The organism is Methylosinus sp. LW3, from assembly GCF_000527115.1.
Classification (GTDB): Bacteria; Pseudomonadota; Alphaproteobacteria; order Rhizobiales; family Beijerinckiaceae; genus Methylosinus.
Window position 1 is genome coordinate 153,342 of sequence record NZ_AZUO01000001.1, and the last position, 22,271, is coordinate 175,612.

A 22,271-nucleotide genomic window follows, 5' to 3' on the forward strand; every position below is an offset into this window, starting at 1 on the left:
GAAACAGGATCGAGGATAGGAAATTGAGCCGACCGGCCTATGACGTGATCGTGATCGGCGGCGGCCATGCTGGCTGCGAGGCCGCCGCCGCCGCTGCGCGACGTGGCGCGCGCACGGCGCTCGTCACCCATTCGCTCGCGACGATCGGCGCAATGTCGTGCAATCCGGCGATCGGCGGGCTCGGCAAGGGCCAGCTGGTCCGCGAGATCGACGCGCTCGACGGGCTCATGGGCCGTGTCGCCGACGCCGCCGGCATTCAATTTCGGCTGCTCAATCGCTCCAAAGGCCCGGCCGTGCGTGGTCCGCGCGCGCAGGCGGATCGCAAGCTCTATCGCGAGGCGATGCAGGCGGCGATTGCGGCGACGCCGAATCTCGAGGTCGTAGAGGGCTCGGCGGAAGGTCTCGTGCTGGAGCAGGGCCGCGTGATCGGCGTGACTCTGGACGGCGAGACGCTCGCCGCGAGCGCGGTGGTTCTGACCACCGGCACCTTCCTCAATGGCGTGATTCACATTGGCGCGACGCGCTATTCTGCCGGACGCATGGGCGAAAATCCATCGATCGGCCTCGCCGAGGATTTGCGCCGCATCGGCTTTGCCACGCGGCGTCTGAAGACCGGCACGCCACCTCGGCTCGATGGCCGCACGATCGATTGGGCGCGGCTCGAGGAGCAGCGCGGCGATGAGATCCCCGAGCCCTTTTCCTATCTCACTCGTTCGATCGTCAATCCGCAGATCAATTGCCACATCACCCGCACCAATACCGCCGCGCATAGGGTCATTCTCGATAATCTCGAGCACTCGCCCATGCGCAGCGGCGCCATCTCGGGGCCGGGTCCGCGCTATTGCCCCTCGATCGAGGATAAGGTCACGCGCTTCGGCGATCGCGACGCACATCAGATTTTCCTCGAACCGGAAGGTCTCGACGACGACACGGTCTATCCCAATGGCGTCTCGACCTCGTTGCCCGAGGAGGTTCAGCGCGCTTTCATCCAGAAGATCGAAGGATTGGAAAAGGCGCAGATACTTCGCCCCGGCTATGCGATCGAATATGACTTCGTCGATCCGCGCGAGCTCGACGCCACGCTGGAGACGAAAAGTGTCGTGGGACTCTTTTTCGCCGGCCAGATCAATGGAACGACCGGCTATGAGGAGGCGGCGGCCCAGGGCCTCGTCGCCGGGCTCAACGCCGCGGCGCGGGCAGGCGGCTGGACGGCGAGCGTTTTCGATCGCGCCGAGGCCTATCTCGGCGTGATGATCGACGATCTCGTCACGCGAGGCGTCAGCGAGCCTTATCGCATGTTCACCTCGCGCGCCGAATATCGTCTGTCGCTGCGCTCCGACAATGCCGATGAGCGCTTGACCGGCAAGGGGCTGGAGATCGGCTGCGTCGGGCGCGAGCGTGAGCTGGCGCATCGGGACAGAATGGACAAGCTCGCCCGCGCCCGCGCGCTGCTGCAGCAATTGTCCTTGACCTCTGCCGCCGCGGCGCGGGTCGGCCTCCCCATTAATCAGGATGGGCAACGACGCAGCGCCTTTGCTCTGCTGTCCTTCCCGGAGATCGATCTGCGGCGGCTCGCGGCGATCTGGCCAGAGCTCGCCGAGATCGATGCGGAGACGGCGGCGCGTGTCGAGACCGACGCCCGTTATGCGGTCTATCTCGATCGGCAGAGCGCTGATATCGAATCCTATCGGCGGGATGAGCAGCTCGCTCTGCCTTCGACGCTCGACTATCGCGAGATCGGCGGACTCTCGGCGGAGCTCTGCGCCAAGCTGTCGGTGTTGCGTCCGCGCACGCTCGGCCAAGCCCAGCGCATAGAGGGCGTCACTCCAGCTGCGCTGACCCTTTTGGCGGCGCGGGCGCGGCGTGGGTGAGCGACAAAATGGCGGGGAAGGGGAAGGATCGCGTCAGCGATCGGGACAGAGCTCTGCAGGTCGCGCCGTCGCTGCAGCCTTATATTCGCGAGCTGGAGATTTACGAATCACTGCTGCGTAAATGGCAGAAGTCCATCAATCTCGTCGCCGAGAGCACATTGGACGAGCTTTGGACGCGGCATTTTGCCGATTCGGCGCAGATTCGCGAATTTTTTCCGAGCCTCGAAAGCTGGGTCGATCTCGGCTCCGGCGCGGGCTTTCCCGGCATGGTTCTGGCGATCTGCCTGAAGGACCATGCCGGCGCGAAGGTTCATCTGATCGAGAGCGATCAGCGCAAGGCGGCGTTTCTGCGCGCTGTTTCACGTGAAACAGGGGCCGCCGCAGAAATCCACGTCGGCCGAATCGAAAATGTGCTGCCGCTGATCGCCGATCCCGTGGCCGGCCTGACCGCCCGCGCGCTCGCGCCAATGCCGCAACTGATCGAATGGTCGCACGAACTTCTGTTGAAAAACGTCAAAGGCGTGTTTTTAAAGGGTGAAGACTGGGCCGCTGAATTGACCGGCTCGAGCGCCGCGGATAGTTTCCAGATCTGGACATTGCAGAGCCGCACTCATTCGTCCGGCCGCATTATCGCCCTTGCGCGAGATTTTGGAGCTTGACGTGACCGACGTTCCTCAGCCCCGAATCCTCGTTCTCGCCAATCAAAAGGGCGGCGTCGGCAAGACGACGACGGCCATTAATCTCGGCACCGCGCTCGCCGCTGTGGGTGAGACGGTGCTCGTCATCGATCTCGATCCGCAGGGCAACGCCTCGACTGGCCTGGGCGTCGATCGCAAGGCGCGACGCATCTCCACCTATGACGTGCTGCTCGCCGAGAGCAGCCTCGCCGACGCGATCATCGCGACCGCCGTGCCGCGGCTCTCGATCGCGCCATCCACGCTCGATCTGCTCGGCGTCGAGCTGGAGATCGCCGGCGATAAGGACCGCGCCTTTCGTCTGAAGCGCGCCGTCGCCGAGCTGATCGCAGCCGAGCGCCATGGTGAGGCTCCGGCCTTCACCTATGTGCTGATCGACTGCCCGCCGTCGCTCAATCTGCTGACCATCAACGCCCTCGCTTGCGCCGACGCCGTGCTGGTTCCTCTGCAATGCGAGTTCTTCGCCCTCGAGGGTCTGTCGCAGCTGCTGTCGACGGTCGATCAGGTCAGGCGCTCGCTCAATCCGCGGCTGTCGATCCATGGCATTGTGCTGACCATGTTCGATCCGCGCAATAATCTCGCGACCCAGGTCGTCGCCGATGTGCGGCGCTTCATGGGCGACAAGGTCTATGAGACGGTGATCCCGCGCAATGTGCGCGTGTCGGAGGCGCCGTCGCATGGCAAGCCCGTGCTGCTCTATGATCTCAAATGCAGCGGCAGCCAAGCCTATCTGAAGCTCGCGACGGAAGTCATCCAGCGCGAGAAGCGGCTGCGGGCCGCTTGATCCAGGGTTTCTCGGCGCGCGAATGGCGCGCTTCTCGATCGAAGGACCTATCCCGAAATGGCCGAAGAAGCGACGCGCAGAAGATTGGGGCGGGGGCTGGCGGCTCTGATCGGAGACGCCGGCGAGGAAGCGCCGGCCGTGGAGCGCGCGCGCGGCCAGCGCCGGGCGCCGATCGAGTTTCTGCGGCCCAATCCGCGCAATCCGCGCGTCGCCTTCCACGAGGATGATCTCGCCGATCTCGCCGCCTCCATTCGCGAGAAGGGCATTATTCAGCCCATAGTCGTGCGCACGGTTCCGGGTGTCGCCGACGCCTATGAGATCATCGCCGGCGAGCGCCGCTGGCGCGCCGCCCAGCTCGCCAGTCTCGCCGATGTGCCGATCATCGTGCATGAGGCGGATGATCGCGAGGCGCTCGAGCTGGCCATTATCGAGAATGTCCAGCGCGCCGACCTCAATGCGATCGAGGAAGCGCGGGGCTATGAGCGGCTCGGCAAGGAGTTCGGCTATTCGCAGTCCGATCTCGCCAAGATCATCGGCAAGAGCCGGTCCCATGTCGCCAACACGCTACGTCTGCTCAATCTTCCCGAAGCGAGCCGGCGTCTGGTGACGGAAGGCGCGATCTCGGCCGGCCATGCGCGCGCGCTGCTCGCCCTCGACAATCCCGATTCGGTGGCGCGACGTGTCGTCGAGGAGGGCCTCACCGTGCGCGACGTCGAGCGGCTCGCGCAGGAGGATTCCGGCGCTAAGCTGGAGACGAAGGCGCGCAAGCCGCGTGTCGAGAAGGACGCGGATACGGTGGCGATGGAAAAATTGCTGACCGATGCGCTGGGGCTCTATGTGTCGATCCATCATAGCGGTGAGAGCGGCGAATTGCGCATCCGCTACACGACGCTGGAGCAGCTCGATGGGCTGTGCCGGCGGCTGACGGGGTGAATGTGGGGCGCTGTTTTTATCGCCTCGACGTCGACCGAGAATCGGGACGCGCGCTTTCTTTTAGATTCTTCGAATCACTCGGCGGTTCTATGCGCCCTTCGCCGCTTCACTCGCTCGTCTGCGCTGTCCAGCTCGCATGCTCGACACCCGGGATCTTCTCGAGATCGGCGGCGACGGCGTCCAGCTCTTTCGGGTCGACGCTGGTCGAGGTCAATATTGCGACGAGCTCCGCCTCGTCATCGCCGCGTTCCAATTCCTCAATTTCGCGCACGGGATAATCGGCAGCCTCGAGCTTCTCGACCATGAGATCGCGCAATTCGTCGCGTCGTGTCTGGGAGACTGTGACATGCACGCGGTAGATCGCCTCCGTCGATCGCTCGTCGATCGGCGCGCGCTCGATGAGATGGACCAGCGGCCGCAGCAGCATGTTTCCGGCGAGGGTGAAGATCGCCATCAATATGGCCTCGGCGGCATGATCCGCGCCAGCGAAGGCGCCGGTCACGGCCGAGCACCAGATTGTGGCGGCGGTGTTGAGGCCGGTGATATTGGCCCCGTCTTTTATGATGACGCCGGCGCCGAGAAAGCCGACGCCTGAGGCGATATAGGCGAGCACTTGCGTCGCGCCGACATTGCCATTGAGGCGCATGCCGAGATCGACGAAGGCCGCCGCGCCCAGCGCCACCAGCGCATTGGTGCGCAGCCCGGCGGTGCGCTGGCGATATTGTCGCTCCGCGCCGATCAGCGTGCCGAGCAGCAGCGCAACGAGCAGAGATATCAGGGAATTGAAAAATTCCGGCGCGTTGAAGTTGGTAATGAACGCCATCTTTCCTGTCCGTGTCTTCGTGCGGTCTCGCGCCGTCGCCGAATCATTGTAACCGATTGGTCACATTGGCAGAGCTTCGCGACGTTTTTTACTCGCGGAGCGGTCGTTATGATTGAATCTTGCTCCAAAAAGCTTAAAGCTGAAATTGTTGTTGTTCCTAAAACTCAGGGGGAGATTCATGGAACGTCGGCAATTTGTGACTGCAATGGGCGCATTGGCCGCCGCAACCGCCGCCACGGGGACATTGGCGGCCGAAGATCCGCACGCTCACCATCGTGGCGGCGGCGCCAAATATAAGGCTTTGTTCGAGTCGACCAGCAAATGCGTTGCCGCTGGCGAGGAATGCCTGCGTCACTGTTTCGAGATGCTCGCGGCCAATGACGCCAGCATGGGCGCCTGCACCAAGTCCACCTTCGAGGTCGTCGCCGCCTGCAAGGCGCTGGCGTCGCTCTCTGGCGTCGGCTCTGCCCTCACCCCGGCCTTCGCCAAGGTCGTGGCCGAGGCCTGCCTCGCCTGCAAGAAGGAATGCGACAAGTTCCCGAATATCGCGGAATGCAAGGCTTGCGGCGATGCGTGCAAGGCCTGCGCCGACGATTGCCAGAAGGTCGCGGCCTAAAGGCCGATCGATTTTGCGGGACGCGCTTTGGCGCGTCTCGTCTTTGCTGAAGCGACGATTATATTCAGTTTCGCGCCCCGGGGCGGCCGATGCGCGATTTGAGACGATATCAGGAATTTTCCAGGAGCCGCCGGCCATTCTCTCCCCGTGTCGCAGGATGCGGGTCGAAACGGAGCCTTCACAGTGAGCCACCGAGCGCCGGAAATCCTTTCTGCCGAGACGCATCATCACGGCGTCGCCTCCTTCTTCCTGCGGCAGTGGCCCTATTTTGTCATGCTCCTGCTGGCGCTGTTCGGCGTCGCTTATACGAGCGTGACGCGCCAGGGCATGACGACCTATTGGATCGCGCTGGCCCCGATCTTCGGGCTCATCAGCATCGCCGGCGGCTGGCAGGAGGCGGAGACCGCAGAGGAAAAATGGCGTCTGGTGCGTACCCAGGTCCTGCATTGGGGCGCGGTCCTCGCCGCAATGTGCCTCATCTTCATCGGCGATGTGAAGCAGATGATGAATTCCGATAGCAGCGCGCTCACAGTGCTCACCGTGCTGGCGCTCGGCTCCTTCACAGCGGGCATTCACGCGGACGCTTGGCGCGTGTCGCTCGTCGGCCTGCTGCTCGGCCTCGCCGTTCCGGCGATAGCCTGGCTCGAGGAATCGACGCTGCTGATCCTGCTGATCGTTGCTGTGATCGCGGCTTTGGGCGCCTTTATCTTCCTGCGCGATCGCAGGCCGGCCTGAAGCTGACATAAAGACTTGTTTATATCTTTATTGCATCTGCTCCCCCGCCTTGCTATAGGCGGCCAGCCCGTCCCGCTCGCCTTCCCGAGGCGAGACAACGCCTGAAGGGAGCGTCATGACCACCCATTTCAACGATTATGTCGTCGCCGACATCGGTCTCGCCGATTGGGGCCGCAAGGAGCTCAACATCGCCGAGACCGAAATGCCCGGCCTCATGGCGACCCGCGCCGAATATGGCCCGTCGCAGCCGCTGAAAGGCGCGCGCGTCGCCGGGTCTCTGCATATGACCATTCAGACGGCCGTGCTGATCGAGACGCTGAAGGCGCTCGGCGCGGATGTGCGCTGGGCGTCCTGCAATATTTATTCGACGCAGGATCACGCCGCCGCCGCCATCGCCGCCGCCGGCACGCCGGTCTTCGCCATCAAGGGCGAGAGCCTCGAGGATTATTGGGACTACACCCATCGCATCTTCGAATGGGGCGACGGCGGCACGCCGAACATGATTCTCGACGATGGCGGCGACGCCACGCTGCTCATCCATCTCGGCCTGCGCGCCGAGAATGGCGACACCGCCTTTCTCGACAAGGCCACCAATGAGGAAGAGGAAGTCCTCTTCGCCGCGATCAAGAAGCGCCTCAAGGCCAATCCCGGCTTCTACAAGCGCAACGCCGAGGCCATCAAGGGCGTGACCGAGGAGACCACCACCGGCGTGCATCGCCTCTATGTGATGCACAAGGAGGGCAAGCTGCTGTGGCCGGCGATCAACGTCAATGATTCGGTCACCAAGTCGAAGTTCGACAATCTCTATGGCTGCCGCGAATCGCTGGTCGACGGCATTCGCCGCGCGACCGATGTGATGATGGCCGGCAAGGTCGCGTGCATCGCGGGCTATGGCGATGTGGGCAAGGGCTCGGCCGCTTCGCTGCGCAACGCCGGCTGCCGCGTGCTCGTCACCGAGATCGATCCGATTTGCGCCCTGCAGGCGGCGATGGAAGGCTATGAGGTCACGACGATGGAAGACGCCGCGTCGCGCGCGGATATCTTCTGCACCGCGACCGGCAATGTCGACGTCATCACGACCGAGCATATGCGCGTCATGAAGGACCGCGCCATCGTCTGCAACATCGGCCACTTCGACTCTGAGATTCAGGTCTCCGGCCTGCGCAATCTCAAATGGCACAATGTGAAGCCGCAGGTCGACGAGGTCGAGTTCGCCGACGGCAAGCGCATCATTCTGCTCGCCGAAGGCCGCCTGGTGAATCTCGGCTGCGCGACCGGCCATCCGTCCTTCGTGATGTCCGCCTCCTTCACCAATCAGACGCTGGCGCAGATCGAGCTGTTCACTAAGCAGGGCCAGTATCCGGTCGGCGTCTACACGCTGCCCAAGCATCTCGACGAGAAGGTCGCCTCGCTGCATCTCGACAAGATCGGCGTGAAGCTCACCAAAATGACCGAGCAGCAGTCCGCCTATCTCAACGTGCCGCAGAACGGCCCGTTCAAGCCGGACCACTACCGCTACTGATTTCTCTCGCCTCGCGAGAGCGAGACGGCGGAGCGATTCTCTCGCTCCGCCGTTTTTTTTGCGCGACGCCAGTTCGGCGAAATCCTTAGGCGCCATTCTCCCGGTCACGATCCGCGTTTCACTTTTCGACGGCGCGCTTTAGATTAGACGCGATTCGAGACGGCGCCTCGGTGGCGCGCGGACGGCTTACGGCGTTTGTTTGCGATGAGCCTTTGCAAATCGAACGTGGAGACCGGTTCGCATGTTTCACGATACGGCCTTCGGGCCGAAAGCGTTGCCGCCTGCGCGACGTCGGGGAGCGTCCTCGACGCTCGTTCGCGGCGTCACGCGCGGGCTCGCGACGGCCAGTCTGCTGCCATTCGGCGGACCGGCGCGGGCGGAAGCGCTCGCCAATCTTCTCGCCACCACTGACAACGCCGAATTCGTCAATCTCGCGCTGACCGGCGGTCTCGCGCTCTTCGCCGTCGTCGTCGCCTTTACTCATCTCGGCGAGCGCAAGGTGTGGAGCCGGCGAGAGGCGGGGCTCGCGGCGGAGCTGGAAGCGACGCGCCAACGGCTCGATCGCGCCGAGATTTTTCTCTCCAGCGAGCCGCAGCTCTTCGTCTCCTGGGACAACGCCGCCGGCGAGCCCGACATTGAGAACGGACTCAATGATCCGGCGTTCGCGCGCCGCGTGCTCGCCTTCGGCTCCTGGCTCGGACCGGACGAGGCGGCTGCGCTGCAGGAGCGCGTCGATCGGTTGCGCCAGAATGGCGAAGGCTTTCATCTCTCGCTCGCCAGCCTGCAAGGACGCCGTTTCGATGCGGAAGGCCGCGCCGTCGCCGGCCGCGCCGTGCTGCGCATTCGCGAGGTCTCCGGCGAGCGGCTCGAGCTTCTGTCCTTGCGCGAGCGCCATACGCGCAGCGTCACCGAGGTGGACGGGCTGCGCGCGCTGCTCGAGGCGCTGCCGACGCCCGTGTGGATGCGCGACGTCGAGGGCCGGCTCATCTTCGTCAATTCCGCCTATGCGCAGGCGGTGGAGGCGGAAAGCTCGGCCGACGCGCTGCGCCGCCAGATCGAGCTGCTGGACAATGACGCGCGCATGGAGGCGCAGACGGCGCGCGGGCGCGACGAGGTTTGGCGCGCGCGTGTGACGGCGGTCGTCGCCGGCGAGCGGCATCGTCTCGATATCGTCGAGGCGCCCTGCCACGGCGCCGCCGCGGCGCTCGCCATCGACCGCCAAGAGATCGACACGACGCGCGCCGATCTCGAGCAGCAGATGCAGGCGCATTCGCGCACGCTTGATCAATTGCCGATCGCCGTCGCCATTTTTGATCGCGCCAAGCGCCTCACCTATCGCAACGCCGCCTATGAGAGTCTCTGGCCGCTCGATCGCGCCTATCTCGACCAGGGGCCGAGCGACAGCGAGATCCTCGATCGCCTGCGCGCCGAGCAGCGCCTTCCCGTCGAAGCCGATTACAAGGCCTGGAAGGCGCGTCTGCTGGAGGCCTATCAGGCGTCCGAAGAGCATCACGTGCATGTCTGGCACATGCCGAACGGGCGCACGCTGCGCGTCGTGGTGAACGCCAATCCGCAAGGCGGCGTCACCTATCTCTATGACGATGTGAGCGAGCGCTATTTCCTCGAATCGCGTTTCCATGCGCTCGATCGCATGCAGAACGAGACGCTGGAGAATTTGCGCGAGGGCGTCGCCGTCTTCGGCGCCGACGGACGCTTGCGCTTCTGCAATCCCGCTTTTCTCGCGCTATGGGCGCTCGAGAAGAGCATTCTCGACGAGAAGCCGCGCTTCGACGCTGTCGCCAATCTCTGCCGGCCGCTGCATCTCAATGAGGAGACCTGGAGCGAGCTGCGCGGCTTCGTCACCGGCCTGCAGGATATGCGGCAGGGCTTCACGCGGCGCATCGAGCGTTCCGACGGCGTGGTGCTCGACTGCACCGCGCAGCCGCTGCCGGAAGGCGCGGCGCTGCTCACCTTCGTCGATGTGACGGCGGGCGTGAATGTCGAGCGCGCGCTCACCGAGCGCAATCAGGCGCTGATCGCGGCGGAGAAGATCCGCAATGATTTCGTCCATCATGTTTCTTACGAGCTGCGTTCGCCGCTCAACAACATCATCGGCTTCATTCACCTGCTCGGCGAGAAGACGACCGGCGAGCTGAACGCCAAGCAGCTCGAATATCTCGGCTATGTCGGCAAGTCGTCGGCGGCGCTGCTGGCCATCATCAACGATATTCTCGATCTCGCCACCATCGACAGCGACGCCATGGAGCTGGAGCTCGAGGAAGTGAACGCCGCCGACGCCATGCGCGCCGCGGCCGAGGGCGTTCAGGACCGGCTGGCGGAAAACGACATAGAGCTGCAGATCGTCGCCACCGGCGAGGTCGGACGCTTTCGCGGCGACGCCAAGCGCATCCGCCAGATCCTGTTCAATCTGCTCGCCAATGCGATCGGCTTTTCTCGGCCGGGACAAACCATTACCCTCGCGGCGATGCGTCGGGAGGGGGAAATCGTGTTCAAGGTCGCCGATCGGGGGCGGGGCATCGCCCCGGAGGTCCTCGAGAAAGTCTTCGACCGTTTCGAGTCGCACACCTCGGGCTCGCGCCACAGGGGCGTCGGGCTCGGCCTCTCCATCGTGCGCGCCTTCACCGAGCTGCATGGCGGGCGCGTGCTCATCGACTCCGCGCTCGGCGAAGGCACGACGGTCACTTGCATCTTCCCGGCGCAAGAGAGCGGCGGACAGCAGGATCTCACCACGCGTGAAAAAGGACAGGCCTCATGAGCGAAGAGGCCGAATGGCTGATCGACGTCGCCGATGAAGCGCAGACCGCAGAACTCGCCGCCCGCCTCGCCCCGCTCATTCGCGACACGGTGAAGCTGGTCACCCTCTCCGGCGATCTCGGCGCGGGCAAGACGGCCTTCGCGCGGGCGCTGATCCGCGCGCTGGCGCAGGATCCGACGCTGGAGGCGCCGAGCCCCACCTTCACGCTGATGCAGCTCTATGAGACGCCCTCCTGCCGCATATTGCACGCCGATCTCTATCGGATCGCCGGCGGCGAGGCGGAGCTCGAGGCCATGGGCTTCGAGGAGGAGGCCGAGGATGCGCTGGTGCTGGTCGAATGGCCGGAACGCGCGCCGAGCCTCTTTGCCGGCGAGCGTATGGAGGTGCGGCTCGCCTTCGCCGCGCCCGAGACGCCCGATGCGCGCCGCATCGGCATAAGCGCCCATGGCAAGGCGGCGGGGCGGCTCAAAGCCTTCCGCACCATGCGGGAGTTTCTGGAGCGCGCCGGCTGGAGCGACGCCGCCCGCGAATATCTGCAAGGCGACGCCTCCTCGCGCGTCTATGAGGTGCTGCGTCGGCCGGATGGCGCGCAGGCCATATTGATGATCTCGCCGGCGCGGCCGGACGGCCCGCCGATCCGCTATGGCAAGCCCTATAGCGCCATCGCGCGCCTCGCCGAGACGGTGAAGCCCTTCGTCGCCATGGCGGATGCGTTGCGCGGGCAGGGCCTCTCCGCGCCGCAGATCTACGCCTATGATCTCTCCGCCGGCTTCGTGCTGCTGGAGGATCTCGGCCGCGACGGCGTCGTCGCCGGCGGCGCGCCCATCGCCGATCGCTATTTGGAGGCGCTGGCGGCGCTCGCGCCGCTGCATGCGCGCCGCCTGCCGGATGTCCTGCCGGTCGAAGGCTCGACGCCCTATCACATACCGCCCTATGATCTCGACGCGCTGCTGATCGAGGTCGAGCTGCTGCTGGAATGGTATGCGGCGCGGGTCGGCGGCGGCGGCATATCGTCGGGCTCCAAGGCGACCTTCGTCAATCTCTGGCGCCAGGCGCTGATCGAGATCGTGATGTCGGCGCCGACCTGGACCTTGCGCGACTTCCACTCGCCCAATCTCATTTGGCTGCCGGACCGTCAGGGAACGGCGCGCGTCGGCGTCATCGATTTCCAGGACACTGTGCTCGGCCATCCGGCCTATGACGTCGTGTCGCTGACGCAGGACGCGCGCGTCGACGTGCCGGACGAATTGGAGATGCGGCTGCTCGGCCATTATGCGCGCAAGCGCCGCGAGGCCGATCCGCTGTTCGACATGGCGGCTTTCGCGCGCGCCTACGCCATACTCGGCGCTCAGCGCGCGACCAAAATCCTCGGCATTTTCGCGCGGCTCGATCAGCGCGACCACAAGCCGCAATATCTCGTGCATCTGCCGCGCGTGGAAAGCTATCTGCGCAAGGGCCTGCGCCATCCCGCGCTCGCCGATCTCGAGGCCTGGTATGTCGCCAACCTCCCCGCGCTCTTCCATGCCTGAGGCGGCTTTCGTCTTCGCCGCCGGGCTCGGCACGCGCATGCGGCCGCTGACCGACCGGCTGCCCAAGCCGCTCGTTGCGATCGACGGCGTCGCTCTGCTCGACCGTTCGCTGGACGCTTTCGCGCAGGCGGGCGTCGGCATGGCGATCGTCAATGTCCATCATCTCGCCGATCAGATCGAGACGCATCTCGAGGGCCGCCAAACGCCGCGCATAATCCTCTCCGACGAGCGCGAGAAGCTGCTCGATCAAGGCGGCGGCATAAAGAAGGTCTTGGACCGTTTCGCGGGACGGCCCTTCTTCATCTGCAATACCGATGCGTTCTGGATCGGCGCGCGCGCAGACAATCTGCGCCGCCTCGCCGAAATCTGGAATCCGGAGATCATGGATATCGCTCTGCTGCTGGCTCCGCGCCTCGGCAGCGTCGGCGTCGATTGGGACGGCGATTTCCATCGGGCGGCGGATGGCCGGCTGACGAAGCGCGCCGCCGGCGAGACGGCGGATTTTGTCTATGCCGGGATCGGCATAGTGAAACCGCAGCTCTTCGAGACAGTCGAGCAGGATGTGTTTCCGCTCGCGCCGTTCTTTTTTCGCGCGGCGGAGCAGGGGCGGCTCTTCGGCGTCGCGCTCGACGGCAAATGGCTGCATGTCGGCACGATGGGCGCGATCGAGGAGGCCGAAAGCGCCGTCGCCGAGGAGAAAGACCGGCTGCGACAAGTCGCAGGGGAAGGATAGAGCAAAGGCTCCAGGATTTTTTTACCCTTGCGACGTCTTGTCCGGCCGCGACGCGGTTGCGCTGCTGTTTATGACTTTCAGACCATGGCATATTCGATGCTACGCTTGCGCTCCAGGAGCGGAAACACTCGGCATTCGTGCAATTTGCAACTCATAGGACCGTGAACGGCGATGATCGCATTGGCGCCGACCCTGTATTTATTCGGCGCCTTCATGCTGTCGCTGCTCGGCGTTTTCCTCTACGCGATCTGGCGCGGCGACGAAGAAGCCGAAGAATTATGGTGGTGGGCCGCGGTCTTCGCGACGGCGGGCGCCTCGGCGCTCTGCTACGCTTTCCGCAATGAGGTCGAATGGCTGTCGATCATTTTCGGAAACGCGCTCACTTTATGGGCATGCGGTCTGCTGTGGACGGGCATTCTCGTTTTTGTCGGCGAGCCGGTTCGGCCGCTGCTGGCCCTACTCGGCGGCGTGATTTGGGCCGCCGGCCTGTGGCGCGCCGACATTCACTTTCGAATTTCAGAAATCTCCGCGATCTCGGCGATCTATGAAATCGCCGCCGCCGTCGAATTGTTCCGCTACAATCGCATAGGCGGCCAGCGTCTCGTCGTGTCCCGCGTCACGGCCTGGATCATCGCGCTGCAAGCGGGGATCGAATTCACGCTCGCGATCGCCGCGCCGTTTATCGCGGTCGACGAAGCGAGCTTCCTCACCAGCCCATATCAGAAATACCGCTTCCTCGAGCTCTCCGGCTTTATCGCCGTTCTCGGCTTTCTATTGGCGACGCTCTCCAAAGAGCGCCTCGCCAAGCGACGAGAAGTCGCGGCGATGATCGATCCGCTGACCGGCCTTCCCAATCGGCGGGCCTTCGACCGGGCGGTCGAGCGCTCGAAGCGATCGGCCCCTGCGCCGTCGACGGCGGTGCTCGTCTTCGATCTCGACAATTTCAAATATATCAACGACCGCTTCGGCCATGCCGAGGGAGACCGCGTGCTGGCCGCCTTCGGCGCGACCGCGACGCGAAACACTCGAGCGAACGACATGCTGGCGCGCATCGGCGGCGAAGAATTCATCGCCATCCTCTCTCCGGCCGATCGGACGAGCGCATTGGTGATCGCGGAGCGCATTCGCTCGGCTTTCATCCGCGACGCCGCGCATCTCGCGGACGGCGCGGCGACCGTCAGCGTGGGCGTCACCGTGCTCGAGAATGCGCAGCCGGATCTCGCCGTCATGACGCGCGTCGCCGATGATGCGCTCTATCGCGCGAAGGCGGAGGGACGCAACCGCGTCATTTTCGCCAGCGTGCAGCATGAGCCGAAGACCCTCGCATCCTGAGCGTAACAGCACGTTAACCAAAGCGCATCCATACTGCCCCTACGTGCCGTGAGCCTCGCCGCGTGACGCGGGCGGCCGGCGCACGCCACGCTTGTCTCAGGGCCGTCATGGGCGAGATCATCGAATCGATAGTGATCGGCGCGGGGCCTGCGGGCCTCACCGCCGCTTATGTTCTGGCGAAGAACGGCCGCGAGGTTCTCGTCCTCGAGCAGGATCGATCCTATGTCGGCGGCATCAGCCGCACCGCGAGCTACAAGGGCTTTCTCTTCGACATAGGCGGACACCGCTTTTTCTCGAAATCGAAAGAGATCGTCGATCTGTGGGACGAGATTCTCCCGCATGATTTCATCGAGCGGCCGCGTCTGTCGCGCATCTTCTATCGCGAAAAATTCTACGCCTATCCGCTGAAAGCCTTCGAGGCGCTGAAGAATCTCGGGCTCTTCGAGAGCGCGCTGTGCATGGCGTCCTTCGCTTTCGCCAAGGCCTTTCCGGTGAAGGAGCCGCGCTCCTTCCATCAATGGGTGCGCAATCAATTCGGCGAGCGGCTGTTCGGCATCTTCTTCAAGACCTATACGGAAAAGGTCTGGGGCATGAGCTGCGACGATATCTCCGCCGATTGGGCGGCGCAGCGCATCAAGGGGCTCAGCCTCGGCGCGGCGATCATCGACGGGCTGCGCCGCTCTCTGAAGCTCCGCAAATCCAGCGGCGCGGCGAAGACGCTGATCGAATCCTTCCGCTATCCGCGTCGCGGTCCCGGCATGATGTGGGAAGCCGCCGCGCGCAAGATGCAGAAGCTCGGCGGCCGTCTGCGAATGGGCTGCAAGGTCGAGCAGCTCGCCTTCGATGAAGCGAGCGGAATTTGGACCGTCACGACACGCGATTCGCAGGGCGCTGTCGAGACTCATCGCGCGCGCAATGTGCTCTCCTCCGCGCCGCTGCGCGAGGTGATGAATGCGCTGACGCCGACGCCGCTCAGCCTGTTCAACGCGCGCGCGCTGGCCTATCGCGATTTTCTCACCGTCGTGCTGATCGGACGGCCGCAGGAGGAATTCCCCGACAATTGGATCTATATTCATGATCCGTCGGTGAAGGTCGGCCGCGTGCAGAATTTCAAATCCTGGTCGCCGGAGATGATCGCCGATGGCGTCTCAACCTGTCTCGGCCTCGAATATTTCTGCTTCGAGGGCGATGGATTGTGGAACGCGGCGGACGCCGATCTCATCGCGCTCGCCAAAGACGAGATCGCGAAGATCGGCCTCATGACGGCGGAGGATGTGCGCGACGCCTGCGTCGTGCGTCAGGCCAAGGCCTATCCGGTCTATGACGATTCCTACGCCGCCAATGTGCAGGCGATTCGTCTCGAGCTCGCGGCGCGCTATCCCGGCCTGCATCTCGTCGGCCGCAACGGCATGCACAAATACAACAACCAGGATCATGCGATGATGACCGGCATGTTGACGGCGCTCAACATCATCGCCGGCCGCGCGATCTATGACGTCTGGGGCGTGAACGAGGACGCAGAATATACGGAAGCCGGCGTCTCCGGCGCCGAGCAGGCGCTGGCGAGCGAGCGTCTCGTGCCGAAGCGGGTCGCTTAACGTGCCGACGCATCGCGTCTTCGCCGCAACGCGCGTGCTGCGCGATCTCATCGCCTATGGGCTGGCGAGCGGCGCGGCGCTGGCGCTCGATTATGGCCTCATGCTGCTCTGTCTCGAGACGCTCGGCATGCCCTATCTCGTCGCGGCGGCGATCGGCTTTTGCGGCGGGCTCGCGCTCGTCTATGCGCTCAGCATAGCGGTGGTGTTCCGTGATCGGCGCAGCGTGCGGCCGGCGTCGGAATTCACGCTCTTCTGCGTCATCGGCCTCGCCGGCTTGCTCGTCACCGAGGCGCTGATGCTCCTCCTCGTCGGACGTCTCGGCTTCGATCCCGCCTTTGCGAAAATTCCGACCGCGGGCGTCGTCTTCCTGTTCAATTTCACCGCGCGCCGCGCGCTTCTGTTCTCGGCGCCGGCCGCGAAGGCCTCTGCGTGAGCGCGCTCGCCGGCGAGGCGATGGAGCTTCGCGCGCGCGCGAGTGGTGACATTCCGCTTCTCGCCGCCATTATCCCGGCGCTCGCCGGCGCCGCGCTATTGACGCTGCCTCGCGCGCGCGCCGTGTGGAACGCTGGCGAATTCTACGATTCCGACGACGCCATGCGCGCCGTGCAGCTTCGCGATCTCGTCGCCGGCCAAGCCTGGTTCGATATGACGGCGCGAAGGCTCGATCCGCCGGATGGCCTCTTCATGCATTGGTCGCGCATCGTCGATACGCCGCTCGCCGCGCTCGATCTGTTATTCGGACTGTTTCTCGCGCCGGAGATGGCGGAGCGCGCGACGCGGCTCGCCTTTCCCTTTCTCTGCCTGGCTCTGCTCTTCGCGCTCGCGGCCTTTGCGGCGCGCGTCATGGCGGATCGCGCGGCGCGCATGCTCGCCGTCTGGCTGGTATTTCTCTCGGCGCCGATGTTCATGCAATTCACGCCGGGCCGCATCGATCATCACGCGCCGCAGATCGCGCTGCTGATGGCGACATTCGGCCTCGTTGCGCTCGGCCTCGACGCCAAGCGTCCTCTGGCGCTCGCGGCAGCCGCGGCGCCGCTCGCTCTCTCGCTCGCCATCAGCCTCGAGAATCTTCCCTTCTTCGTCGTGCTGCTGGCGGCGCCGGCGATCCTCTTTCTCGTCGAAGGCGCAGCGGCGTCGCGCCGCCTTCTCTCATTCGCTCTCGGCCTGCTCGTCTTCGCGCCGCTCACTTACGCGGCGACTGTCGCGCCTTCGCGCTATGGCGTCTCGGCCTGCGACGCCTATTCGGCCGTCCATATTCGCGCCATCCTCGTCGGCGCGCTCGGCTTCGCGGCGCTGGCCGCTTTTGCCGCGCGCCTCGAAACGTTCGCACGTCGCGCCATCGCGCTCGGTCTCGTCGGCGCGGCCGCGCTCGGGGCATTCGTCGCCAGCGCGCCGCAATGTCTCGGCGATCCGCTGGTCGGGCTCGATCCGCTACTGCGCGATCTCTGGCTCTCCCATGTCACCGAGGCCAAGCCGCTGAAGGCTTTTGGCTCCGATCCGGCCCTGCTGGTCTCCACCGCTGCGCCAGTGCTGCTCGGCCTACTCGCCGCCGCCGTCCTCGCCTGGCGGGAACGGGGCCTCGCGCGCGGCCGCTGGGCGATGCTCGCCGCGGCGATCCTCATCGGCTTTGCCGCGGCGCTCTGGCAGATTCGCGTCTTCTCCTCGGTCACGCCGCTGGCCATGGTCGCGCTCGCCGGCGCAGCCGCCGCTCTATCGGCGCGCCTCGCTCACGTCATGCCGCTGCTGCGCTGGCTCACGATCGGCTTGCTCTGCCTTTTCGTCTCGCCCATGGGCCTCGCTCTGGCGCTGCAATCGGAGGGCGAGGCCGCGCCGCGGGAGACGCGCCGCGCCTGCCTCGAGGCCGGCGCCTACTCATCCCTCGCGGCGCTGCCGCCGGCGCGCATCGTCGCGCCGGTCGATATGGGCGCGCATATTCTCGCCTTCACGCCGCATCATGTCTTCGCCGCGCCCTATCATCGCGACAATCGCGGCAATCGCCTCGCGGTCGAGACATTTTTGGCCGCGCCCGCGGAGGCCGAGCGCCTTATGCGCGCCGCCGGCGCCGAGCTGCTGCTCTGGTGCGACGGCGGCGAGACCGGAAACGCCCTCATCGAACGCGCGCCCCATGGGCTGGCGGCGGCCCTCGCGCGCGGCGAGAGCGCCCCCTTCCTCGAGAAAATCCCACTCGAGCGCTCGCCTTTCCATGTTTTCGCCCTGCGTCCTGCGCGATAATATCCGGCGCATCGTCGCGCTCGCCGCTAGACTCATTCGGGTTCAAATTGAACCCGAATGAGTCTAGATCTCCTTGTTTGCTCGTGTTTTCTTCACGCGAACCGGTTCCCACTTCGCTCGAAAACACTCTACAGGAAACCCATACAGCCCATGTCCGCATCGCTGATCGATCGCCGCCGGCTTCTCCTCGCCGCTTCCAGCCTGCCCTTCGCCCGGCCGTCCTTCGCGCAGCAGCCGCAGGAGGCGGAGGAGGATCTGCAAGTGCGGATCGAGAACAGATCCGCGCCCGAGCTCTGCGCCGAGAAGGACAATATCGAGCTGGATTTCGTCTCGCCTCTGGTGCGGCGCATGCGCGTGCAGGCGGTTCATCCCTCCTATATCGGCATGATCGGCTCGGATCGCTGGGCGCCGGATTGGACGAGCTGCGATCTCTCGCATGATTCCAAATTCGCCGCCGACGCGCGTCGCCTCACCTTTTGGGAAACGCCGGAATTCTGGCTGGTCGGCTACACTTTCCCCTCCTTCTGGCGGCCGAACGACGTGCCCGTGCGCGTCGGCGATCGGATGGAGAAGGGCTTTCATCTCGTGCAGCTGTGGATGACCTATCGCGAGCGCGCGGAAGAAATTCTGGTCTTCTACCCGCCGGACGGATATTGGCGCGCCCGCCCGCTGCCTTTCGAGGATATGCGCTGGACGGCCTATGGCTCCTCCTTCCTCATCGGCCCGGTGGAGGTGCAGGAGCGCCCCATTGTCGCGCTGAAGGAGATCGTCTTCGATCCGCAGACGCGCAGCTTCACCCTGCGCTTCCGTCGCGGCGGCGAGGCGAAGATTCGTCTCGCCTCCATCGATCAGGACCGCATCGTGCTCGACGTCTCCTATAGCGACGCAATGCCCGACGGCCTGCCCTTCGCCTCGCTGCGGTCCATGTACACCACGCAATCGATGAGCGACGCGGCGCTGGTCGCCTGGCGCACCAAGCGCGGCATAGGCTGGCAGGAGGCGCCGGTGATCGGCTTTCCCGGCGCGCCGGCGACGGAAATCTGGCTCGGCCGACATATGCCGTCGCGGCACAATCTCTCGGCGCCGGATATGGTGTTCGGCAAGTTTCAATCGACGGCGACGACGGCGGTCAAATGACCGCGCGGCTCTTATGGCTGGATGTCGCGCGCGGCCTCGCCGTGCTGGCGATGTTCGCCTTTCACTTCGGCTGGGACCTCGGCCATTTCGGCCATATCGATCCCGACATTCCCTATACGGACGCCTATAAGGCGTTCGGCCATGCGATTGCGGCGAGCTTTCTGTTCATCGCGGGCTTGTCGCTGACTCTCGCGCATGGGACGATGTTTCGCGCGCGCGCCTATTGGCGTCGGCTCGCTCTGCTCGTGGGCGCGGCGCTGCTGGTGAGCGCTGGGACCTATATCGCCTTCCCGTCGAGCTTCGTCTTTTTCGGCATTCTGCATTGCATAGCGGCGGCGAGCCTGCTCGCGCTGCCGTGTCTGCGGCTCCCCTGGCCGGCGGCTTTCGCCGCGGGCTTTGCGCTGGTCGGGGCGTCCTTCTTCGCGCGCGCCTCTTTCTTCGATGCGCCTTGGTTCTGGTGGACGGGGCTTTCGACCTTCGAGCCGATGACCAATGATTATCGTCCGCTCGCGCCTTGGGCGGGCGCGCTGCTCTTCGGCGTCGGCGCGGCGAAGCTGGCGCGTCTAGGCCCAGCGGCCGTCACGGATTCGCATGGCAATGTGATGACGCGCGGCGTCGCCTTGCTCGGGCGGCACAGCCTCGCGCTCTATCTCCTGCATCAGCCTTTGTTCTTCGCCGGCTTCACCGCCGTCGCCATGCTGCTCGCGCCGATGCAGAATGCGCGTTTCGAGGAAGCCTGCCGCGCGCAATGCGTCGCCTCTGGCGCCAACGCTCAAAAATGCGAGACGGCCTGCGATTGCGCCGCGCGCGAGGCGGCGCAGGAAGAAGCGTTGCCCGACGCTGCGACCGACGAAGGGCGCGCACGCCTCGAGCGCATCGCGCGCGCTTGCGTGGTGAAATGAACTATGAGGCTTCGTGTTCGGAGGCGCTCGGCGTCAGCGCGCCGGCGCGAAGCGTTCGGTCGAGAGAACGGAGCAGTTCGCCGACGCGTCCTCCGCCGGACGGCGCCGCCGGAAAGCGGCGCAGCACGTCGACGACCTGTGGAGTCGCGCAACGGGCGGCGCGCCGTATTCGATCGGCTCCGAGATCGACAGTCTCGCCCGCCGTCAATTCGACGGCTCTAGCCGCGTGAGCGGCGGCTCCGAGAATATGCCTGACCTGAGTCGAACGCGCCAAGGGATGAAGATAAGCCGCCGATGACGCGCACATAGCGGCCCGCGCTGCGTGGCTGGCGGCGGGGTCATCGGATGCGAGCGCCGCCTTCAGCGCGGCGAGCGCCGCGTCCCGTAGCGCCTTCCCCCTTTTACCGCCGTGCGCGAACGTCCGCGCAGCTTCGATCGAATTTCGCGGACGGGAATCCGTGGGAGAGAATCGTTCGAAAATATCGAGCGTGGCCGCAGCGCATTCGGCGGAATATCCGGCGATGGCGCGAAGCTCCTCCATGTCGAGAGGAATCTCGTCCGCCTTCGCCGGCTTATCGCGCGCGGGCGGACCTTCAATCATTCGGCGCGAGCATATTCTCCGGCCGCACCAGCGCGTCGAATTCTGCGTCCGTCACCTTGCCGGACTTCAGCGCCTCTTCGCGCAGCGTCGTGCCATTGTGATGCGCGGCGCGGGCGATTTTGGAGGCGGCGTCATAGCCGATCTTGGGCGCGAGCGCCGTCACCAGCATCAGCGACCGCTCGAGGAAATTCTTGATATTCGCCTCGTCGGGCTCGATCCCGTCGATGCAGCGGGTGATGAAGCTGTCGATTCCGTCAGCGAGCAATATCGTCGATTCGAGCAGCGCGGCGGCGATGACCGGCTTCAGCACATTGAGCTCGAGATGGCCCTGCGAAGCGGCGAAGGTGATGGTCGCATTATTGCCGAAGACGCGCGTGCAGACCATGGTCAGCGCTTCGACCTGGGTCGGATTGACCTTGCCCGGCATGATGGAGGAGCCGGGCTCGTTCTCCGGCAGCTTCAGCTCGGCGAGGCCGGCGCGAGGGCCGCAGCCGAGCAGGCGAATGTCGCAGCCGATCTTATAGAGCCCGGCGGCGAGCGCGTTCAGCGCGCCATGAGCGAAGACGGCGGCGTCATGGGCGGCGAGCGCCTCGAATTTATTCGGCGCCGTTTTGAACGGCAGGCCGGTCTGCGCCGCGATCTTGGCCGCGACCGCCTCGGCGAAGCCTTTGTATGTGTTGACGCCCGTGCCGACGGCGGTGCCGCCCTGGGCGAGCAGGAACAAATCCTCGAGCCCCTGGCGAATGCGCTTTGCGCCGAACTCCGCCTGCGCCGCATAGCCGGAAAATTCCTGGCCGAGCGTCACCGGCGTCGCATCCTGCAAATGGGTGCGGCCGATCTTGACGATATGCTCGAAGGCCTTGGACTTGGCGGCGAGCGCCGCGTGCAGCCGCTCCACCGCCGGCAGCAGGCGCTGCGAGATCGCGATCGCCGCGGCGACGTGAATGGCGGTGGGGAAGCTGTCGTTGGAGGATTGGCCGAGATTGACGTGGTCGTTGGGGTGAACCGGCTCCTTGGCCCCGCGGCCGGCGCCCAGCGCCTCATTGGCGCGATTGGCGATCACCTCATTGACGTTCATATTGGACTGCGTGCCGGAGCCCGTCTGCCAGACGACGAGCGGGAAATGCTCGTCGAGCTTGCCCTCGATCACGTCGCGGGCGGCGGTGGAGATGGCGGCGGCGACCTCGCCCTTCAGCAGGCCTTTCTCGAGATTGGCCTCCGCGGCCGCGAGCTTCACCCGCGCCAGCGCATGGACGATCTCGATCGGCATGCGGCCGACGCCGATGGGGAAATTCTGCCGCGACCGCTCCGTCTGCGCGCCCCAATAGGCGGAGGCCGGAACCTCTATGTCGCCAAAGGAATCGCGCTCGGTTCGGAATTCGGTCGTCTTGTCGGTCATCGGTCTCGCTCGCGGAAAATTATCGGGCTCGAGCTTCCCTATGGGGCATTTCG

The 22,271-nt window shown here is 65.0% G+C and carries 19 protein-coding genes; 16 read left to right on the forward strand and 3 right to left on the reverse strand.

Annotation, left to right across the window (positions count from 1 at the left end; translation table 11 throughout):
- The first annotated feature begins 23 nt into the window (after positions 1–23).
- From mnmG to METLW3_RS0100750, 4 genes are read left to right on the forward strand one after another with little or no spacing between them, the layout of a single operon-like run.
- A complete protein-coding gene (mnmG, locus tag METLW3_RS0100735; protein WP_024878115.1) occupies positions 24–1,871 on the forward strand; it encodes a tRNA uridine-5-carboxymethylaminomethyl(34) synthesis enzyme MnmG in 1,848 nt (615 codons plus the stop codon).
- Entirely contained in the window at positions 1,868–2,530 is a 663-nt protein-coding gene (rsmG, locus tag METLW3_RS0100740; protein ID WP_245267195.1) for a 16S rRNA (guanine(527)-N(7))-methyltransferase RsmG, read from the forward strand. The genes mnmG and rsmG overlap by 4 nt, the downstream gene beginning before the upstream one ends.
- Before the next feature lies 1 nt (position 2,531).
- Complete coding sequence (locus tag METLW3_RS0100745; protein ID WP_024878117.1) at positions 2,532–3,350, forward strand: ParA family protein; 819 nt, start codon at positions 2,532–2,534, stop codon at positions 3,348–3,350.
- A 57-nt stretch (positions 3,351–3,407) separates the two neighbouring features.
- The gene (locus METLW3_RS0100750) at positions 3,408–4,283 is read left to right on the forward strand and encodes a ParB/RepB/Spo0J family partition protein (RefSeq protein WP_024878118.1); all 876 of its coding nucleotides are present in this window, start codon (positions 3,408–3,410) and stop codon (positions 4,281–4,283) included.
- Between the two features lie 106 nt (positions 4,284–4,389).
- Here the strand turns inward: METLW3_RS0100750 and METLW3_RS0100755 are convergent, their stop codons facing one another.
- Complete coding sequence (locus METLW3_RS0100755) at positions 4,390–5,106, reverse strand: MgtC/SapB family protein (RefSeq protein ID WP_024878119.1); 717 nt, start codon at positions 5,104–5,106, stop codon at positions 4,390–4,392.
- Between the two features lie 178 nt (positions 5,107–5,284).
- Here METLW3_RS0100755 and METLW3_RS0100760 point away from each other — a divergent pair, with 178 nt between their 5' ends.
- From METLW3_RS0100760 to METLW3_RS0100815, 12 genes are all read left to right on the forward strand, one after another.
- A complete protein-coding gene (locus tag METLW3_RS0100760; protein WP_024878120.1) occupies positions 5,285–5,722 on the forward strand; it encodes a four-helix bundle copper-binding protein in 438 nt (145 codons plus the stop codon).
- 183 nt (positions 5,723–5,905) lie between these two features.
- Positions 5,906–6,457, forward strand: coding sequence for a hypothetical protein (locus tag METLW3_RS0100765; RefSeq protein WP_024878121.1), 552 nt, complete (start codon positions 5,906–5,908; stop codon positions 6,455–6,457).
- Positions 6,458–6,572: 115 nt separating this feature from the next.
- Positions 6,573–7,979, forward strand: a complete 1,407-nt coding sequence (gene ahcY, locus METLW3_RS0100770) for an adenosylhomocysteinase (RefSeq protein WP_024878122.1) — start codon at positions 6,573–6,575, stop codon at positions 7,977–7,979.
- Between the two features lie 241 nt (positions 7,980–8,220).
- Complete coding sequence (locus METLW3_RS0100775; protein ID WP_024878123.1) at positions 8,221–10,755, forward strand: PAS-domain containing protein; 2,535 nt, start codon at positions 8,221–8,223, stop codon at positions 10,753–10,755.
- Positions 10,752–12,284 carry a tRNA (adenosine(37)-N6)-threonylcarbamoyltransferase complex ATPase subunit type 1 TsaE gene (gene tsaE, locus METLW3_RS0100780; RefSeq protein ID WP_024878124.1) on the forward strand — a complete coding sequence of 511 codons (1,533 nt, stop codon included), beginning with the start codon at positions 10,752–10,754 and terminating at the stop codon, positions 12,282–12,284. The genes METLW3_RS0100775 and tsaE overlap by 4 nt, the downstream gene beginning before the upstream one ends.
- The gene (locus METLW3_RS0100785) at positions 12,277–13,017 is read left to right on the forward strand and encodes a nucleotidyltransferase family protein (RefSeq protein WP_036308527.1); all 741 of its coding nucleotides are present in this window, start codon (positions 12,277–12,279) and stop codon (positions 13,015–13,017) included. The genes tsaE and METLW3_RS0100785 overlap by 8 nt, the downstream gene beginning before the upstream one ends.
- Before the next feature lie 171 nt (positions 13,018–13,188).
- On the forward strand, positions 13,189–14,349 hold the full coding sequence (locus METLW3_RS0100790; RefSeq protein ID WP_024878126.1) for a GGDEF domain-containing protein: 1,161 nt from the start codon (positions 13,189–13,191) through the stop codon (positions 14,347–14,349).
- Positions 14,350–14,456: 107 nt separating this feature from the next.
- Positions 14,457–15,947: an NAD(P)/FAD-dependent oxidoreductase gene (locus tag METLW3_RS0100795; RefSeq protein ID WP_024878127.1), complete on the forward strand. Its 1,491-nt coding sequence runs from the start codon at positions 14,457–14,459 to the stop codon at positions 15,945–15,947.
- A 1-nt stretch (position 15,948) separates the two neighbouring features.
- On the forward strand, positions 15,949–16,380 hold the full coding sequence (locus METLW3_RS0100800; RefSeq protein WP_024878128.1) for a GtrA family protein: 432 nt from the start codon (positions 15,949–15,951) through the stop codon (positions 16,378–16,380).
- On the forward strand, positions 16,377–18,179 hold the full coding sequence (locus tag METLW3_RS0100805) for a hypothetical protein (protein WP_024878129.1): 1,803 nt from the start codon (positions 16,377–16,379) through the stop codon (positions 18,177–18,179). The genes METLW3_RS0100800 and METLW3_RS0100805 overlap by 4 nt, the downstream gene beginning before the upstream one ends.
- Before the next feature lie 150 nt (positions 18,180–18,329).
- The gene (locus tag METLW3_RS0100810) at positions 18,330–19,316 is read left to right on the forward strand and encodes a hypothetical protein (RefSeq protein ID WP_024878130.1); all 987 of its coding nucleotides are present in this window, start codon (positions 18,330–18,332) and stop codon (positions 19,314–19,316) included.
- The gene (locus tag METLW3_RS0100815) at positions 19,313–20,218 is read left to right on the forward strand and encodes a heparan-alpha-glucosaminide N-acetyltransferase (RefSeq protein WP_024878131.1); all 906 of its coding nucleotides are present in this window, start codon (positions 19,313–19,315) and stop codon (positions 20,216–20,218) included. Before METLW3_RS0100810 ends, METLW3_RS0100815 begins: the two co-directional genes overlap by 4 nt.
- A 1-nt stretch (position 20,219) precedes the next feature.
- Here METLW3_RS0100815 and METLW3_RS29335 read toward each other — a convergent pair whose 3' ends face one another.
- Both METLW3_RS29335 and fumC read right to left on the reverse strand, forming a co-directional pair.
- Positions 20,220–20,819, reverse strand: a complete 600-nt coding sequence (locus METLW3_RS29335; RefSeq protein ID WP_024878132.1) for a putative immunity protein — start codon at positions 20,817–20,819, stop codon at positions 20,220–20,222.
- Complete coding sequence (fumC, locus tag METLW3_RS0100825; protein ID WP_024878133.1) at positions 20,812–22,218, reverse strand: class II fumarate hydratase; 1,407 nt, start codon at positions 22,216–22,218, stop codon at positions 20,812–20,814. Before fumC ends, METLW3_RS29335 begins: the two co-directional genes overlap by 8 nt.
- Between the last annotated feature and the right edge of the window lie 53 nt (positions 22,219–22,271).

Excerpts from the sequence above, each read along its gene's own strand:
- tsaE (WP_024878124.1), top strand. The coding sequence starts at position 10,752 with ATGAGCGAAGAGGCCGAATGGCTGATCGACGTCGCCGATGAAGCGCAG.
- METLW3_RS0100750 (WP_024878118.1), top strand. The coding sequence starts at position 3,408 with ATGGCCGAAGAAGCGACGCGCAGAAGATTGGGGCGGGGGCTGGCGGCT.
- METLW3_RS0100790 (WP_024878126.1), top strand. The coding sequence starts at position 13,189 with ATGATCGCATTGGCGCCGACCCTGTATTTATTCGGCGCCTTCATGCTG.
- METLW3_RS0100760 (WP_024878120.1), top strand. The coding sequence starts at position 5,285 with ATGGAACGTCGGCAATTTGTGACTGCAATGGGCGCATTGGCCGCCGCA.
- ahcY (WP_024878122.1), top strand. The coding sequence starts at position 6,573 with ATGACCACCCATTTCAACGATTATGTCGTCGCCGACATCGGTCTCGCC.
- METLW3_RS0100810 (WP_024878130.1), top strand. The coding sequence starts at position 18,330 with ATGTCCGCATCGCTGATCGATCGCCGCCGGCTTCTCCTCGCCGCTTCC.
- METLW3_RS0100785 (WP_036308527.1), top strand. The coding sequence starts at position 12,277 with ATGCCTGAGGCGGCTTTCGTCTTCGCCGCCGGGCTCGGCACGCGCATG.
- METLW3_RS0100775 (WP_024878123.1), top strand. The coding sequence starts at position 8,221 with ATGTTTCACGATACGGCCTTCGGGCCGAAAGCGTTGCCGCCTGCGCGA.
- METLW3_RS0100755 (WP_024878119.1), bottom strand. The coding sequence starts at position 5,106 with ATGGCGTTCATTACCAACTTCAACGCGCCGGAATTTTTCAATTCCCTG.
- METLW3_RS0100795 (WP_024878127.1), top strand. The coding sequence starts at position 14,457 with ATGGGCGAGATCATCGAATCGATAGTGATCGGCGCGGGGCCTGCGGGC.
- METLW3_RS29335 (WP_024878132.1), bottom strand. The coding sequence starts at position 20,819 with ATGATTGAAGGTCCGCCCGCGCGCGATAAGCCGGCGAAGGCGGACGAG.
- METLW3_RS0100815 (WP_024878131.1), top strand. The coding sequence starts at position 19,313 with ATGACCGCGCGGCTCTTATGGCTGGATGTCGCGCGCGGCCTCGCCGTG.
- fumC (WP_024878133.1), bottom strand. The coding sequence starts at position 22,218 with ATGACCGACAAGACGACCGAATTCCGAACCGAGCGCGATTCCTTTGGC.